We start from the raw sequence: 15,588 nt of genomic DNA on the forward strand, positions 1-15,588 counted from the left end.
AACAAATTGAAACTTGGACAAAGGATTATTACCGCCTGGAATGTCTTACGAGGAAAGGACAGCATCCTCAATTTCGAGAAATGGTTTCGGAATGGTCGATCAATCTTCTGGGGCCAGACGGGAGGCACCTTGGCGACGAATGAGACGATTTTCTCGGCCGTTACCCGTTTATCCAACACGATGGCCAGCTTACCTCTCAAGATGTACAAGGAATATGGAGTCATAAACAACCGTATCGCGGACATGATCTCCAATGCTCCCAACAAAAACATGACTTCCTTTGATTTCATTCGAACCATGGAAGCTTACCGTAACACAGAAGGAAATGCCTATGCTCTTAAGAAGTACAACAGTCGCTACCAGGTTGAATCCCTGAATATCTTGGATCCTTCGCGGGTAGAGCCTGTATTGGAAGAAAGTACAGGGGAGCTATGGTATGAGATCAATGGAGATAACGGCAGGTATTACGTCCACAACATGGAGATCATCCACGTCAAACATGTTCATACAGCAGGTTTTAAGGGGATTTCACCAGTGAAAGTGCTTGCAAATACGATTGCCTACGACCAAGAGATAAGGAAATTCAGCCTGGAGCAAATGGATACAGCCATTAAGGCATCGTTTATTTTGAAAATGGCTACGCACCTGGGGAAAGAGAAGAAAGAAGAGATCCTGAACAACTTCCAGCAATTCTACAAGGACAATGGTGGTGTACTGATTCAGGAAAGTGGTGTAGAAATCGAGTCGATCTCCCGGAGCATCATTGATACGAAAGTGTTTGAGGTAGAGAAAATCACCAAGTCACGGGTGGCTATGGTGTACAACATGCCTTTAATCTTTCTTGGAAGCTTCGAGGGAGTAAGCTACAACTCGATGGAGCAGCTGTCAATTGACTACCTGACGAACACGATGACACCCATCGTTCGTCAGTACGAGCAAGAATTCAACCGAAAACTGCTTACCAATGGAGAGCGTTTGGCTGGACTGTATTTCAAGTTCAATCTAAACGCTCTTTTGCGTGGAGATATGCAAACACGAGGCGAGTTCTATTTCAAGATGATTCGCTCTGGTGGTATGAAGCCAAACGAGATGAGGGCTTTGGAGGAAATGCCACCGGAACCAGGAGGCGACACACTCTGGATGAGTGGGGACCTCTATCCGATCCACGAGCAAGCCATGAAGCAGAGAAAGGGGGTGAACGGAACATGAAAAAGTACTGGGAATTCAAGAACAAAACGACAGATGAGGCGGATTTATATCTATACATTGAGATTGCCTCTTGGGGTGGTGGTGGCTATGCACACTCTGCTAAAAGCTTTAAGCAAGAACTGGATCTGCTGGGCGAAATCAAAACGCTTAATGTGTACATCAACTCCCCAGGAGGGGATGTATTCGAGGGTGTGGCGATCTACAACATGCTGAAGCGACACAAAGCACAAGTGAATGTGCATGTGGATGGGCTGGCGGCCTCTATTTCTTCTGTGATTGCGATGGCTGGCGATACCATTTACATGCCTTCCAACGCCATGATCATGATTCACAACGCATGGATGTACACCTCTGGAGATTCCAATGAGCTTAGAGCAGCAGCTGACATGCTGGATAAAGTAAACGTCTCGATCAGGCAGTCTTATTTAGATAAAGCAGGCGATGCAATCAGCGAAGAGGATCTGATCACTCTGATGGATCAGACAACATGGCTGACAGCCCAAGAAGCCTATGACTACGGACTTTGTGATGTCGTAGGCGAAGCCAAACAAATTGCGGCAAGTGTGAACGCTGAATTGTTTGCCAGGTATCAAAATGTACCTGAAAACATCGCAAAAATTGCTCAAAAACAACCGGAAAATAGCCAAAACGAGCAAGAAATACGCCATAAACTCATCCAAGAATCACGTGAAAACGTAGAAAATCTAACCACATACCTAGGAGGAATACGACTATGAACCTGTACGAATTGAAAATGGCATTGAAAACTGTAGGTGATCAACTGAAAGACACGGAAAATCAAATTGTCGTCAAAGCTGGCGATCCATTCACCCCGATTGAAGATGTCCAAGCTCTCAAGGCGAAGAAGATTGAGCTGCAAGAACGTTTTAATGTCTTGAAAGATCAACACGACCAGGAAGAAGAGCAAGTCCGTGCTTCTCTGGAACGAAGTCGGACTCACTTGGATGGCGTTGAAGATCCGAAAGCCAAGGTTACAGCAGCAAAGGCCGAGCTGATCCGCGCCACCATTCGTAGCCGCGATGTATCTCCTGACGTGAAAGCAGCACTTGGTGATCGCAATTCAACAGGTGGCGAAAAGATTCTCCCTTCGACCATGACAAAAGAATTGCTGCATGAGCCATTTGTCAAAAACCCACTGCGGAATACTTCGACATACACCAATGTCACCAACCTAGAGATTCCGAAGATTACCTTCACCTTGGATGACGATGATTTTATTGCAGACACGGAAACAGCGAAAGAAATCAAGGCTGAGGGTGACGTCGTATCCTTCGGTCGCAATAAATTCAAGGTGTTCGTACCACTTTCCGAAACGATCCTTGCAGCCACAGATACCAACCTGGTCCAGACAGTAGATCAGGGATTGGAAAGTGGTTTGGCGGCAAAAGAGAAGAAAGTTGCCTTCGCGAAGACACCAAAAGCGGGCGAAGAAAGCATGTCTTTCTACGGTGCTGGCATCAAAGAAGTCACGGGAACCGATAAATACAAGGCAATTAAGAACGCCATAGCTGATCTGCACGAGGACTACCGCGAAAACGCAAAGATCATCATGCGCTATGCAGATTACTCCGAGATCATCGAGACGTTGGCAAACGGAAATGCCACTCTTTACAACGCGCAGCCGGAGCAGGTTTTAGGTAAACCAGTTGTGTTCTGCGACTCTGCTGTTGATCCAGTCGTAGGTGACTTCCGTTTTTCTCATTTCAACTACGATCCACAGATGATCTATGATCGCGACAAAGACGTCAAAACAGGCGTGGAACTGTTCGTTTTGACTGCCTGGTTTGATCATAAAATCAAACTGAAATCCGCATTCCGTGTCACCAAAGTGGTACCTGAAGTTTAATCCAAGAACGGGGGCATGACGCATGCCAACGGTTACCGAGTTGAAAATGTACCTGCGTATTGATGGGAGTGAGGATGATGGGATCCTCGCTCTTCTTATGGGGGCAGGCGAAGAATACTTGGCTGACGCGGGTGTACCAGATACGGCGAAAACAACTAAGAGATATACACTCGCACTCATGTTGTATGTGGCACTTCATTACGAGAATCGTGATCCAGGCGTATCGATTGGAAAGCTGAATTTTGCTTTTGAAAGCCTCATATTACAGCTGAAAAGCTAAGAAACGGAGGAAGCACGCATGAAAAAATACCCGGTAAAACAAGAATTCATCGATAAAAACACCAGTGTCTACTATGCAGCGGAGTCAGTCTATGAAACCGCCGATGCGGATCGAGCAAAATACCTGCAGGAGCGCGGCTACATTGGTGAAGCTGAGAAGAGTCGCGGCAAAGGAACAGAAGTAAAATCTACTGGCGATGGTGCGGCTAATGAACCCGGCGAAGCTTAATAGTCGAATAATCATTCAACAGAAAACCAGTCAAACCGATGGCGAGGGAATCGCAAAAGTTGTCTGGGGTGATTTCATAACCATATGGGCTGGGAAAAAGCCTCTCAATGGTCGGGAATTCTTCGCTGCTGGTGCTGAAAATGCAGAAAATGTTGTTAGATATGAGGTGCGCTACCGCACGGACATTCGGACGGATATGCGAATCATTGACCAAGGGCGTGTTCTAGACATTACGAGCGTGCAGGAAGACCCTTACGAAAATCGAACCAGGACGCACATCATGGCGAAAGAAGGTCCACTGAATGCATAGTGAACATGAGCTTACGGGTATTGATGAAATCCTGAGAGCTGTACGCCAGAGGTTGGAGGCTGGATCTGCACGGGTTGAAAGAAATGCATTGAAGGCGGCCGGCGAAGCAGTCGCTGGAAGCATGCGGCAGAAGGTAGCCGTTTCAAACTTGAGCTATGATCGCCATACTCGTGACAACATAACTGTTAGCGGTATTCGAAGAAAGGATGGTCTCAAATATGTCCTAATCGGTCCGAACAAGAAAGTCTCTTGGCGCGCTCACTTTATCGAATTCGGAACATCCAATCAATCTGCCCAACCGTTCATCGAGCCAGCCTTCCGAGAAAAGAAGGATGAAGCCCTGCAGATCCTTGCAGAAGAGCTTAGGAAGGGGTTGAGAAACAGATGAATACGGATATCAAAGCAACTGTGCGTATGTCGCTGCTGGAGAATGCAGCGCTTATTTCCCTATTGGGTGGCGAGCGAATCTATCAACTCGCAGCGCCCAAAGCAGAGGAGTTTCCGCGAATTACTTTCTTTGAACTAGATAATGCCAGTACACACTTTGCTGATGACAAAGCATTTGCAGCTGGCATTTCTGTTCAAATAGATGTCTGGAGTAAAGACAGTACCTCGGCAATAACGGAACAAGTAAATGTCACCATGACTGAATTGGGATTTGCCCGAACAAGCGCCATTGATCTGTACGAGCAAGAGAATGCAATTTACCATAAAGCGCTGCGGTATCGCACGCACAAGGAGGAGTAAGCATGGGCAAAGGCAAAGGTGTCCGAGTAGGTTTGGACAAGCTCCATTATGCTCTCATGACCGACGAAGCAACAGAAACGTACGCAACACCGGTTCCTATTCCAGGAGCTATTACTGCGACGATCTCACCCGAGGTGAACAGCGAAACGCTGTATGCAGATGACCAAGCAGCTGAAATCGCCACATCGCTAGGGGGTGTTGAGGTAGAAATCAACGTTAAGGACCTGCCTTCTGATATTCAATCAGTGATTCTTGGATCTACGATTGATGAAAATGGTGTCGTGATCGACAGCAAGAATGACAACCCACCTTACTTAGCTCTTGGCTTTCGGAGCAGAAAATCAAACGGTGAGTACAGATATTACTGGCTTTTCAAAGGGAAATTCACACCGGCGGAAGAGGAATTCAACACCAAGGAAGACTCCCCATCCTTCCAAACACCAACGATCACCGGAACATTTTTGCCGCGAGAAAGTGATGGCCAATGGCGAGCTCGGGTAGATAGTGATGATGAGGGGATTAAGCCGGCAGTGATCACAAGCTGGTTCACGAAAGTCTATGACGGCGTAGCCATTGTTTAATAACAGAGAGGCGGCAGCAAGTGCCGCCTTTTCTATTTGGAGGGATAGACGTGGAAATTACACTCAAGGCTGAAAATCAGGATAAGACATACTCATTGAATTTCATCTCAGGTCGAGCGCTTCGCAAAACCATTGAAATGCAGAAGAAATTCAATGCGAACTCGTTGGATGAGACAGCCCTAGATACGATGGTCGATTACGTTGTCGACTTGTTCCAAAACCAATTTACGCGAGATGAATTTTATGATGGCATCGCTGCAAATAAGATTATTGAAACCATTGTTGGATGCATCAATAGCGTAATCGGTCAGACTTCCAATGCGATGGGAACGGATCCAGCCTCCCCAAACGTGTAGACGAGGACTTTGACCCTCTCGATTTTGTCAAAGAAATTTATTTGGACCTAATAAACAAGGGATGGTCACTGCCAGAGATTGACGGCATGGACATCCTTTTTTATTTGGAGATTGTTCGTTTTGCGAATAAAGAGAAGGCCCAGAAATCGGTAGCGATCGATGAAGTCGGCTTTCTGTAGGAGGTGAGTAGATGGCAGAAAGTAATGAAGTCGGTGAACTGGTTGTCAGGTTGGGCCTAGAAGACGCTGGTTTAAACAGTAGCATGGCCGCACTGGATCGACAGATGAAAGTAGCACAGAGCCAATTCGAGCGTTCTGCAGCAGGATTAGATGAAGTTGCAGATGCAGGTACACGTCTACAAATGGAATCCGATGCGTTGAACAATCAACTTACTCTTCAAGGGCAAAAAATCGGACTACTCAACAGCCAGTATCAAGAATTGGTTCGTACCAGAGGAGCTGACTCACGCGAAGCTCAGCAGATGGAAGTCCGCCTCAATAACATGATCCGCGATTATCAACTCTTGCAGCAGAATCTAAACCAAGTGAACGGCGAACTGCAGCAGCAATCTATGATATGGGGACGACTGAGTCAGTCCTTGAGCCAAGCAGGAGAAAAGCTAAAGACAGCCGGGGAGAGCATGAAATCAGCGGGAGATTCCATGTCTACTGGTTTGACAGTGCCACTTACATCACTTTCGCTGATGGCTGGTAAGGTAGCGTCAGACATGGAGGGATCGGCTAGTAAGATAAAGGCTGCCCTAGGAGCCACTGCAGAAGAGGCAGAAGCACTAGGGGGATTGGCGAAAGAAGTTTGGTCCGCTGGTTTTGGTGACAGCTTGGAAGAAGTAAACAATGCGATTATCAAAGTGAAGCAACAGATCAAAGGTCTAAATGAGGGTGAGGTCAAAAGCCTTGCAGAAGATGCGATAATCCTTCAAAAGACATTTGATGCAGATGTAAATGAGTCTGTTCGTACCGCCAGCGTGCTGATGAAGAACTTCAACATTGATGGATCAAAGGCAATGGATCTGATCACCGTAGGATTCCAAAAGGGCGGCGACTATTCAGGCGAACTGCTAGATACTCTTCGCGAGTACGGTCCGCAATTCGCCTCGATGGGAAAAAGCGCAGACGAAATGCTCGCGATCCTCATCGCAGGAGCTGAGAGTGGGGCCTGGAACCTTGATAAAATCGGGGACAGTGTCAAAGAGTTCAATATTCGCGCACAAGATGGCAGCAAAACCACAGCTGAAGGGTTTGCTGCCATTGGTTTGAATGCCGACCAAATGGGCAAAGCCATCGCATCGGGCGGATCGGAAGCAAATGCAGCCTTCCAGGCAACCATCGCAGCACTCGCATCTATGGAGGATCCACTCAAGCAGAATCAGGCTGGTGTGGCCCTCTTTGGTACGCAGTGGGAGGATGTACGAAGCAAAGTAATCCTAGCCATGAACACGTCAGTGGATCAATTAGGGGAAATCGAAGGAGCAACGAAGAAGGCCGGGAACGCCATTCAAGATAATTTTGGAACCAAAATGACGAAGTTCTTCCGTGAGATTCAGCAATCCATGGAGCCTTTGGGAAAAGTCTTGCTCAACATGGCGGAACAATGGATGCCTAAATTATCAGCGGCTCTAGCTAGTGTTTCAAAATGGTTTTCTAATTTAAGCCCCGGAATGCAAACAGCAATTGTCGTTTTCGGAGGAATTGTGGCAGCTATTGGACCCGTCCTCATGCTGCTTGGATCCCTTGTCACATCCATTGGATCCATCATTACTGCCTTCTCAGCAGTTTCAGGGGCAATTGCAGCCGCAGGTGGTGTAATGGCAATCCTAACGGGTCCAGTAGGTATAGCCATTGGTGCGATTGCAGCATTAGGAGCAGCTGTTTACCTCATATACGACAATTGGGAACCGATCAGCCAATTTTTCATCGATCTCTGGAATGGCATTGTCACTTCGCTGGTTTCTGCTTGGGACGGAATCAAGGAGTTTTTTACCTCATTCTGGGGATGGCTCCAATCCTTTTTTGCGGAATGGGGAGTCGTAATCCTCGCTGTCATCGCACCTTTTATAGGAATTCCGTTATTGATCCAGCAGCATTGGGATGAAATTAAAACGTACCTGTCATCCCTTTGGGATAGTGTAAAGCAGGCTGCAAACACTGGATGGGACTTGATTGTTTCCACCATCATGGCGATCGTTACTCCTTTTGTAACGGCAGCCATGACCATTTTCAATAGCATGAAGGATGGTCTGATGTTGATTTGGGAAGGGGTCAAACTGTATTTCAGTGGCGTTTGGGAAGCTATCAAGAATGTATTCTTAGGTGCTGTCCTACTGATCTACGATTTGGTCACGGGTAATTTTACGCAACTGGTCGTGGATGCACAGCTAATTTGGACAAACCTGCAGGCAGCTTTTGCTCAAATATGGGAAGGAATCAAGCTCATCTTCTCCGGGGCATTGGAAGCGATCAAAGGCTATGTAACGTTGGCTTGGACGACAATTAAGTCTCTGACAGAAACGGTATGGAACGGGATCAGGACGTTCCTCTCCACGGTTTGGGCAGGCATACAAACACTTGTGACAACGACTTGGAATGCAATCAAAACAACAACGGTTACTGTCTGGAATGCGATCAAGACCTTTCTTTCTGAAGCGTGGGATAAAATCAAATGGTTTTTTACGGAAGGTCTTAGTGCCGCCAAAGAAGCAGTTGTTAATGGCATGAAGCAGATCAAAAGCGACTTCATTACCTACATGAACGATACGATCACTGAGATCAAGGAGTTTACAGATGACTTCATTGAAGCCGGTGAGGATTTTGTCATTAGCCTCTGGGACGGAATCAAAAGCAAAACGTCATGGCTGTGGAAACAGTTAAAGGGCTGGATCGATGGTCTCGTCAGCCAGATTAGAGGCGCGCTTTCTGGAGGGGGTTCATCTGGAAGTGGGGGCAACAACACTGGCGATTCCAGTATGAGTGGTGCGGGTGGCGGTGGATCAGCACCTGGGCTAGCAACTGGCGGTACGGTGACAAAATCCGGGCTTACATGGGTTGGGGAAAACGGTCCGGAATTGCTTCATTTACCGAGAGGTTCCCAGGTTATTCCGAACTACGATATCCCAAAAGTTGGTGCCCAGGCGATCGATTACAATGCTCTTGCCAAGGCAATGGCAACGTTTATGAAACCAACCATTAACCAAACCAACACATTCAATAGTCCTACGCCTTTGACACCTGCCGAAACAGCGAGAAAGAACTTGCAGGTGTCTCGCCAACTGGCACTGGAATGGGGGATGTAAATGCGGAAATTGACGTTTACAAATACAAGAGGCGAGAGTGTCATTTTAGGCAACACTCGCCCTTTTCTGGTTACAAAACTTGAAGGCACCGGGGCCGTTGACGCAGACATTCAGATGCAAAAGTCACCCTTTCAAGATGGCCGTACTTTCATTGATAGTCTGCTGGACGTTAGAACTGTAAGCATCGAAGGGGCAATCGTCGCCACAGATCTGTTAGAGCGAACAAGTCGCCGTAAGAAGCTCATTTCGGTGCTCAATCCCAAGCTTGGTCCTGGCACGTTGCGATATGAGTATGACGGTGGTGTGAAAGTGATCCAAGCGATCCCGGATATGTCACCGACTCTACCGGACCGACAGAACAGCCCGTTTCAAAAGTTCCTGCTGACACTCATCTGTCCAGAACCGTTCTGGTTGGACGAGAAGGCAAGAGAGTATGAAATGTCCGACTTTGTGGGTGGCATGCAGTTTCCTTTACGACTGGGCACCATGTTCTCCATGCGGGGAAGCAAGCTCGTGTTCAAGAATGCTGGAGACGTCGAATCACCGATTGAGATTCAGTTCAGCGGAGCTTGCCAGAATCCGAAAGTGACTAACCTGACAACTGGCGAATTCATTCGCGTTAATCGGGAGATCAAGGCAAACGAGACGTTAATCATCACGACTGCTTTCGGTAACAAGCGTGTGGAGATTGACGATGGGGACGGGAACGTACAAAACGCTTTCCACTACATCGATCTGGACTCTACCTTCTGGCAAATGAAGAAGGGTGACAACAAAATTCAGTACAGCACGGATGATGGGGCCACGAACGTAAAGGTCAAGATCATCTGGAAGCAACGCTACTTGGGGGTGTAGGCATGGCTGAGTATTATCGTTTTTTCGATTCGACAGACGAGGATCAGCGCGAGTACCGCGCCTCTGAGTTTGCCGAATACTTCAATCTGTTTTTGACCAGCGGTGTATTCCACACGGATGACCGGCTGCGCGTCTTTGGTACCGGTACAAACATGCAGGTTTTGGTTGAAGAGGGGTACGCTTTTCTCTTGGGCTATATGTACAAAATTGCGAATGGAGCCAAGTACCTGACGATCGCAAATGCCGATCCAACAAACGACCGCATAGACCGGGTGGTTGTTCGCTTGGACTTTAACGAGAGAGTGATCACAGCAGAGGTGAAGCAAGGGGTACCGGCTGCGGTACCAGTTCCGCCTGGCTTAACTCGCACGCAAACCGTACACGAAATATCGCTGGCACAAGTGCGGGTGATTGCCGGGAAGTCTTTCATCGAACAGTCGCAAGTGACTGACGAACGGTTAAATCAGAGTGTGTGCGGGTTGGTATCCTCGCTAATCACGATTCCGACCGATGACATGTGGCAGGATTGGGTAGCAATGAAAGACCTAATAAATGCAGATTGGCTCTCATGGTACAGTCAGGCAAAAGCAAAATACAGCGAGGTTGCCTATCAAGATAGCAAGAAAATCGCTTTCTACTTCGGGGGCTAAAGGAAAGGAGAGTTGATTGGAATGGTAGGGAGAACAAGACGATTATTTCAAGGAATCGTATCAGGCAATCCAGCTGCAACGAATACCTTTACCGTATCAGTGGCTACAACAATACGAGGAATCTGGCTAAACAACAGATCAGCTGCCAGTGTTGAATTTAGTTTTGCAGTTGTGCCAAAGAACACGGCAAAAGGTGTTGAACACGAACTTCTAAGCGGCATGGAAGTGGTCGGGAAGATTCCTGCGATCGATGGCGATGTATTAAATCTGGAAGCTGGCGACACAGTCCATCTTTGGTGTAATACCGCAAGCGTCCTGAACTGCTATATTTCAGGAATGGAGATGGAATAAATGGGATTCAATAGATTCAGCGGTTTTTCGTCGTTCGCCAGCAGCATGAACATCGAAAACCTCAAGCAGACACTTCCCTTGTTGCCGGGGGAAGCGGTCAAGTTGGGCGATGTTTGCGAAGTGACGAAGGGGTACGTCAGAAAGACGAAGAGAGAAGCGATTTTACAAGGAGCAATTTCAGATGTTATCACGAAAGAGCCTAGTTACGCCATTAAAGCGTACAAGATCGACGAGACCTTCACGCTTTTGGCGTATGTTATGCCGCCCTCTTCAATAGAAGTCTTGCTGGTTGAACATAACGCAGATGGGTCGATCAAAACACCAACGAACACAGCGCTGTCGTTCGTATCTGCTTACGGCTACACACACGACTTATTTATCGACAAGCTGCCAAACGGAAAGTTTGTGATATTCACGAATGGACTTTTGTCAGCCTACGTTGTCAATGTAGACATGGCGACGAAAGTGATCAGCCTGGTTGCTAGTCGTGCGATTGAAACGGGTACGAACTATGGGAAGGATAACTTCTGGGTAGAAAAAGTCTCCGTTTCTCCCGATATCGTCAAGTACATGATTTTTTACAATCGCGGTGCTGGGAATGCAGGAGTCTTGTACACGGTCGTTTCGTTCAATTTAACTACCAACGCTATCGACGTACCAACGACGCCGATAGCTGGAATTGACGCAAACGTCAAGACTGGGGTAGCAGGCATAAGGCTATCCAAAAACAGATACTTGCTTGTGACGAACGAATCGCTGATCACGACCTGGAATGTTTTTGACTACAACCCAGCGACCGACAAAATAACGGTGGTCAAGAGCAGACAGCAACTAGGTTCATCCAACAGTTCAGGGTACACACAAAGAGAAGTTTTGCTTTTGCCTTATGCAAAGAATAAATTCCTGATCCTAAAGAGTATCTACCATCAAGCGTACGGAAACTATTACGCCTACTATATGTACGTCACTTACGACGAAATAACAGGGACGCTGACGTTGGACGCAGGTAGTCGCGCTACCTATCCCCTTCCTTACGGAGTAAACGACGGCGATAGCAATTTTATGTCAGTTCACAGGTTAGCCAAAATCAGCTATAACACGTTTTTGCTTGTGGGTGCAGAAGTACCGACGACTGGATCTATAAGAGGGACGAGGGCGGCATTCTTCCAGCTGAACAGACGTTCTGACGGTACGCCAGAAGTGAAGCTGATCAAACAGTTCGACTACACGATCAACAACGCGACAGAAGTCAGACCTGACATCGTTCCTTTTGGGATAGATAAATTCCATCTGTTCTTCTGTCATAACATCACCGGTGGCGAAAATATCAAGATGGTCGATATATCAGCAAGGGGGTCGATGCCTGTCGGGTTGGCAACACATGATGCTTCTTCTGGAAGTGTCACGATCCAGTTGAAAGGCGTTCTGAAGGGGCTGAACCTGGCATGTGGACAGACATACTACTGTAATGAGTTCGGCGACTTGTCCTATACGGACGGGGCGGTTCTTGTCGGAACGTCTATATCAGCTGATACACTCCTGATTCCAGGGATCATCAACAACGAGGTAATTCCGCAAGATTACTAGGGAGGGGGAGCAGTCATGGATATGTCGTACCAGGCAGACAGCGCGATCCAGACACAGAAGGTCGTGCAGCTGAAGCCGAACGGAAAGATCGCAAACCTTCCGTTTGATAGCAATTTGAACAATCCGAAGGACGTAGGAGTCATCGCGTCTGTCAGGATGGTGAATATTGAAGCGACGAAGGTATTGAAACTGACAGATACGCTGTATCTGCAAAGCTATGTCAACTACGACGAAGCCAATACGCCAGTACGATTCATTCTGTGGGAGAAGCAGCCGGACGGAACTTATTTGAAGAAAACAGATGTAGCTTCGACTTGGTACTATAATTGGAACATCACTTTCCATAAGATTTCTGCTTCGAAAGTTTTGGTCTTCCTGAATGAAAAAAGCACAAGTGCCCTGTTGATGGGTGTCGTCACGATCAATGGGTATGCAGTGACTTGCAGTGCCAAACAGAACGCATCGCTGATCACTGTGTTCGAAAAAATGGCGAAGTTGAAGGAAACGGAAGACAAAATTTACTTCGCTGGAGTGTGCAGGGGCGGCACGACACTTCGCCTGTTCACGGTGACTTACGACAAGAACTCCGACGTTTTAGATTCTGCGGTCGCATCCAATATCGCCGGAAGCCCTGGACGGGCTGGTGCTATTCGGGTGATCGATGAAGGGAAAGTTGCCGTCTGGGGAATATACCAGCCGACTAGCACCCATAACTATCCAGTGGTTGGATACGCAAACATCACATACGACGAGAGTGGCGCCGTCACAATTGCATTCATGACTCCACTGAACAGCGCTGGATCAATTTACAACGTGAACTATAACTATCAATGGGATTCAGCTGTATTCTGGGACGATTACCTTCACGTCGATGTATGGGAGAACAACAGCGGTACACATAAATATTATTTCGATGTGTACAAACTAACTGATCCAGCCACAAACAAAATCGACTATTTGGGCAGGTTCACGCAGCCAGCACCAGCTGGACGGAAAGCGGTTCTTTACTTCAAGGACCGTCATGAAAAATGGGCGTACATGCTGTCGAACGAATCAAGTCCGAATGAATGCAGGATTGACATATCTGTGAAAAATGTCTATCCAGATTCAACAAACATCATTCCTTCGCCTTACAAATTCCAACGGACACTCAAGATTGGTTTGGGGCAACAGTTATCTTACGTATCTTTGATCCAGACGGAAGAGAACGAAATATTTCTGGCGTATTCTAGTGGATCGCCATACACGTCCTATTTGAAGCAGCTGGACGTCGACGCTTTCAAGAATATGCCGATTGGCGTGGCTAGATCACAGAGTCTGGTCACGTTAGACGGGGCTTGCGGCGGCTTTTCTGGATTGGAAGTAGGAAGGCGGTATTATTACGACGAGAACGGCGACATCAGTATAGATGTACAAGGGACGCTGGTAGGGACGGCGATCACGCCGACAACAATCTTCATGGAAAAGACTTTGTTCTAGGGGGTGAGAGAATGAAAGTAGTTGTTCAAAACGGCGTGGTGGTGGCGATCACAGAAATCGCAGAGATCGTGTCCGGCGGTATCTACATTGGGAATAACACGATTTTCGGAGATCCCAACGCGAAGATCTATGAGATAGCTGACATCCCTCCACAAGTAAAACCGATGGAGTATCTGTACAGCGATGAGGAAGGGTTTATTTTAAACCCTGACTACGTCCCGCCTACTACCGTAGAAGAACAGATGAAAAGTGTGCGGGAAGAAATAGCGAATCTTCAACGCATTGTGAAACGGATGAACGATGATCAGCTTGCTTTCATGGAGGACATACTCTCCATGTTGCAATAAACAATTCAAAATCAAAGGAGTGTTCCACGATGGCACAAACATTCAAACCGTATATGGTCAGCTTCTATTCCAACGCAGTTTATCTCAACGGCTCCCGGCAGCTGCCGGAACTGGATCCGGTCTACCAGCAACCCGTTATGCAGTTTGCCGCAGACAATTACACGGAAAGCTTGATCGATAACTCGCTCATGCAGGGCTGGATCACACAGGAAGAGTACAACGCCACAATGGAAAAGCGCACGAACGTATAACGCAGCAAGGTAGCGTTATTTTTTTATGCCTCGGGAGGGCGGTGGCCCTCCTAGAAAGGAGTGAGCAGCCTTGAATCCGATCCGAATTCTGTCGCCTGACCTTACCATCTTGGGGGAAATAGATGACTACGAATCTTTGATGTTTATTCGCCGGTGGCACCGACCAGGAGAGTTTGAGATCCACATCAACCGGCATAAACGGAATGTAGATTCTCTCCAAAAAGATAACCTGGTAATCCTCGGGCGCGGAGCACAAAACATTGGCGTGATCAAGCATCGAGAAATCACGCTCGATGAAAGCGGAAAGCAAGGGGAGGTCTGGAAGATCGTCGGGCAGTCATTGGGAGAGGTCTTGGCACGCAGAATCACTTTTCCTCCGGTTGGACAGGCTTACGACTCAATCCGAGCGCCAGCTGAGACAGTCATGAAGCATTATGTGCTTGAGAACGCGATCGCTCCCGAAGATCCTAAACGGGCAATTGAGCAGATGGTAAACGAGGCAGAACAGGGCAGGGGCAGCGTGATCACTTGGCAAACCCGGTACGCACCTCTCGCTGACGAGCTTGAGAAGCTGTCACTCGCCAGCGGCCTTGGATGGGGTGTCGCCCTGGACTTATCCCTGCGGAACTACGTTTTTGAAGTATACGATGGCAGAGACCTAACGGTTGGTCAATCGGCTAACCCTCCTGTGATTTTCAGCCCAGAATTTGAATCGATTAAAACGCAGCATTTTGTAGACAGTGAGGTCAATTATCGGAATGTAGCTATTGTGGCCGGTCAGGGGGAGGGTGAGCTGCGCGATATTGTGGAGGTGGGGGAAGCCTCCGGGCTGGATCGAAAAGAGGTATTCATCGACGCTAGGGATTTACCGGAAACAGCTTCTCTCTACGATCGCGGACAGCAGAAGCTTTATGAAATGCAAGCTGATTTGCTCCTAGAAGGTCAGATCATGACGACAGGGCCGTTCAGATATGGCGAGGACTACGACTTGGGCGACATCGTGACAATCCGCAATAAGGACTGGGGCGTCACCTTGGATGCCCGGATAACAGAGGTCAAAGAAGTATATGAGCCTAGCGGCTTTACGCTGGAAGCCACATTCGGCAGCTCCTTCCCTACACTGATCTCGCGTGTAAAGCAGGAACTAAGCCAGATCAGCGCGGAGATCCGCAGATGACAA

At 47.7% G+C, this 15,588-nt stretch carries 19 protein-coding genes; all 19 read left to right on the plus strand.

The genetic code is table 11. The features are described 5' to 3' along the window. The first annotated feature begins 6 nt into the window (after positions 1-6). Positions 7-1,209 carry a phage portal protein gene (locus tag ACLIN2_RS29770; RefSeq protein WP_411502955.1) on the plus strand — a complete coding sequence of 401 codons (1,203 nt, stop codon included), beginning with the start codon at positions 7-9 and terminating at the stop codon, positions 1,207-1,209. Further along, entirely contained in the window at positions 1,206-1,946 is a 741-nt protein-coding gene (locus ACLIN2_RS29775; RefSeq protein WP_411502956.1) for a head maturation protease, ClpP-related, read from the plus strand. Before ACLIN2_RS29770 ends, ACLIN2_RS29775 begins: the two co-directional genes overlap by 4 nt. Then, positions 1,943-3,076, plus strand: coding sequence for a phage major capsid protein (locus ACLIN2_RS29780; protein ID WP_122922029.1), 1,134 nt, complete (start codon positions 1,943-1,945; stop codon positions 3,074-3,076). Before ACLIN2_RS29775 ends, ACLIN2_RS29780 begins: the two co-directional genes overlap by 4 nt. 22 nt (positions 3,077-3,098) lie before the next feature. After that, positions 3,099-3,356, plus strand: coding sequence for a head-tail connector protein (locus tag ACLIN2_RS29785; RefSeq protein WP_301170431.1), 258 nt, complete (start codon positions 3,099-3,101; stop codon positions 3,354-3,356). An 18-nt stretch (positions 3,357-3,374) separates the two neighbouring features. After that, positions 3,375-3,584: a hypothetical protein gene (locus tag ACLIN2_RS29790; RefSeq protein WP_301170432.1), complete on the plus strand. Its 210-nt coding sequence runs from the start codon at positions 3,375-3,377 to the stop codon at positions 3,582-3,584. Then, a complete protein-coding gene (locus tag ACLIN2_RS29795; RefSeq protein WP_301170433.1) occupies positions 3,565-3,894 on the plus strand; it encodes a phage head closure protein in 330 nt (109 codons plus the stop codon). The genes ACLIN2_RS29790 and ACLIN2_RS29795 overlap by 20 nt, the downstream gene beginning before the upstream one ends. Next, positions 3,887-4,282, plus strand: coding sequence for an HK97-gp10 family putative phage morphogenesis protein (locus tag ACLIN2_RS29800; protein ID WP_301170434.1), 396 nt, complete (start codon positions 3,887-3,889; stop codon positions 4,280-4,282). Before ACLIN2_RS29795 ends, ACLIN2_RS29800 begins: the two co-directional genes overlap by 8 nt. Next, positions 4,279-4,641, plus strand: a complete 363-nt coding sequence (locus ACLIN2_RS29805) for a tail completion protein gp17 (protein WP_301170435.1) — start codon at positions 4,279-4,281, stop codon at positions 4,639-4,641. The genes ACLIN2_RS29800 and ACLIN2_RS29805 overlap by 4 nt, the downstream gene beginning before the upstream one ends. Positions 4,642-4,643: 2 nt before the next feature. After that, complete coding sequence (locus tag ACLIN2_RS29810) at positions 4,644-5,222, plus strand: major tail protein (RefSeq protein ID WP_301170436.1); 579 nt, start codon at positions 4,644-4,646, stop codon at positions 5,220-5,222. A gap of 50 nt (positions 5,223-5,272) precedes the next feature. Then, on the plus strand, positions 5,273-5,578 hold the full coding sequence (gene gpG, locus ACLIN2_RS29815; RefSeq protein ID WP_122922022.1) for a phage tail assembly chaperone G: 306 nt from the start codon (positions 5,273-5,275) through the stop codon (positions 5,576-5,578). 190 nt (positions 5,579-5,768) lie between these two features. After that, positions 5,769-8,888 (plus strand): phage tail tape measure protein, encoded by a 3,120-nt coding sequence (locus tag ACLIN2_RS29820; RefSeq protein WP_301170437.1) that lies wholly within the window; start codon positions 5,769-5,771, stop codon positions 8,886-8,888. Then, on the plus strand, positions 8,889-9,743 hold the full coding sequence (locus ACLIN2_RS29825; RefSeq protein WP_122922020.1) for a phage tail family protein: 855 nt from the start codon (positions 8,889-8,891) through the stop codon (positions 9,741-9,743). It abuts the gene before it with no gap. Between the two features lie 2 nt (positions 9,744-9,745). Continuing rightward, positions 9,746-10,393: a hypothetical protein gene (locus ACLIN2_RS29830; RefSeq protein WP_301170438.1), complete on the plus strand. Its 648-nt coding sequence runs from the start codon at positions 9,746-9,748 to the stop codon at positions 10,391-10,393. Positions 10,394-10,414: 21 nt separating this feature from the next. Then, positions 10,415-10,744, plus strand: coding sequence for a hypothetical protein (locus tag ACLIN2_RS29835; RefSeq protein ID WP_122922018.1), 330 nt, complete (start codon positions 10,415-10,417; stop codon positions 10,742-10,744). After that, positions 10,745-12,331, plus strand: a complete 1,587-nt coding sequence (locus ACLIN2_RS29840; protein ID WP_122922017.1) for a hypothetical protein — start codon at positions 10,745-10,747, stop codon at positions 12,329-12,331. Between the two features lie 15 nt (positions 12,332-12,346). Beyond that, complete coding sequence (locus tag ACLIN2_RS29845; protein WP_122922016.1) at positions 12,347-13,810, plus strand: hypothetical protein; 1,464 nt, start codon at positions 12,347-12,349, stop codon at positions 13,808-13,810. Between the two features lie 11 nt (positions 13,811-13,821). Continuing rightward, positions 13,822-14,157: a hypothetical protein gene (locus tag ACLIN2_RS29850; protein WP_122922015.1), complete on the plus strand. Its 336-nt coding sequence runs from the start codon at positions 13,822-13,824 to the stop codon at positions 14,155-14,157. Positions 14,158-14,186: 29 nt separating this feature from the next. Further along, on the plus strand, positions 14,187-14,408 hold the full coding sequence (locus tag ACLIN2_RS29855) for a hypothetical protein (RefSeq protein ID WP_122922014.1): 222 nt from the start codon (positions 14,187-14,189) through the stop codon (positions 14,406-14,408). Between the two features lie 70 nt (positions 14,409-14,478). After that, positions 14,479-15,585 (plus strand): siphovirus ReqiPepy6 Gp37-like family protein, encoded by a 1,107-nt coding sequence (locus tag ACLIN2_RS29860; RefSeq protein ID WP_301170439.1) that lies wholly within the window; start codon positions 14,479-14,481, stop codon positions 15,583-15,585. The last annotated feature ends 3 nt before the right edge of the window (positions 15,586-15,588 follow it).

Origin of the sequence: Brevibacillus centrosporus (assembly GCF_046622605.1) — a bacterium.
In the GTDB taxonomy this organism is placed as follows: domain Bacteria; phylum Bacillota; class Bacilli; order Brevibacillales; family Brevibacillaceae; genus Brevibacillus; species Brevibacillus centrosporus.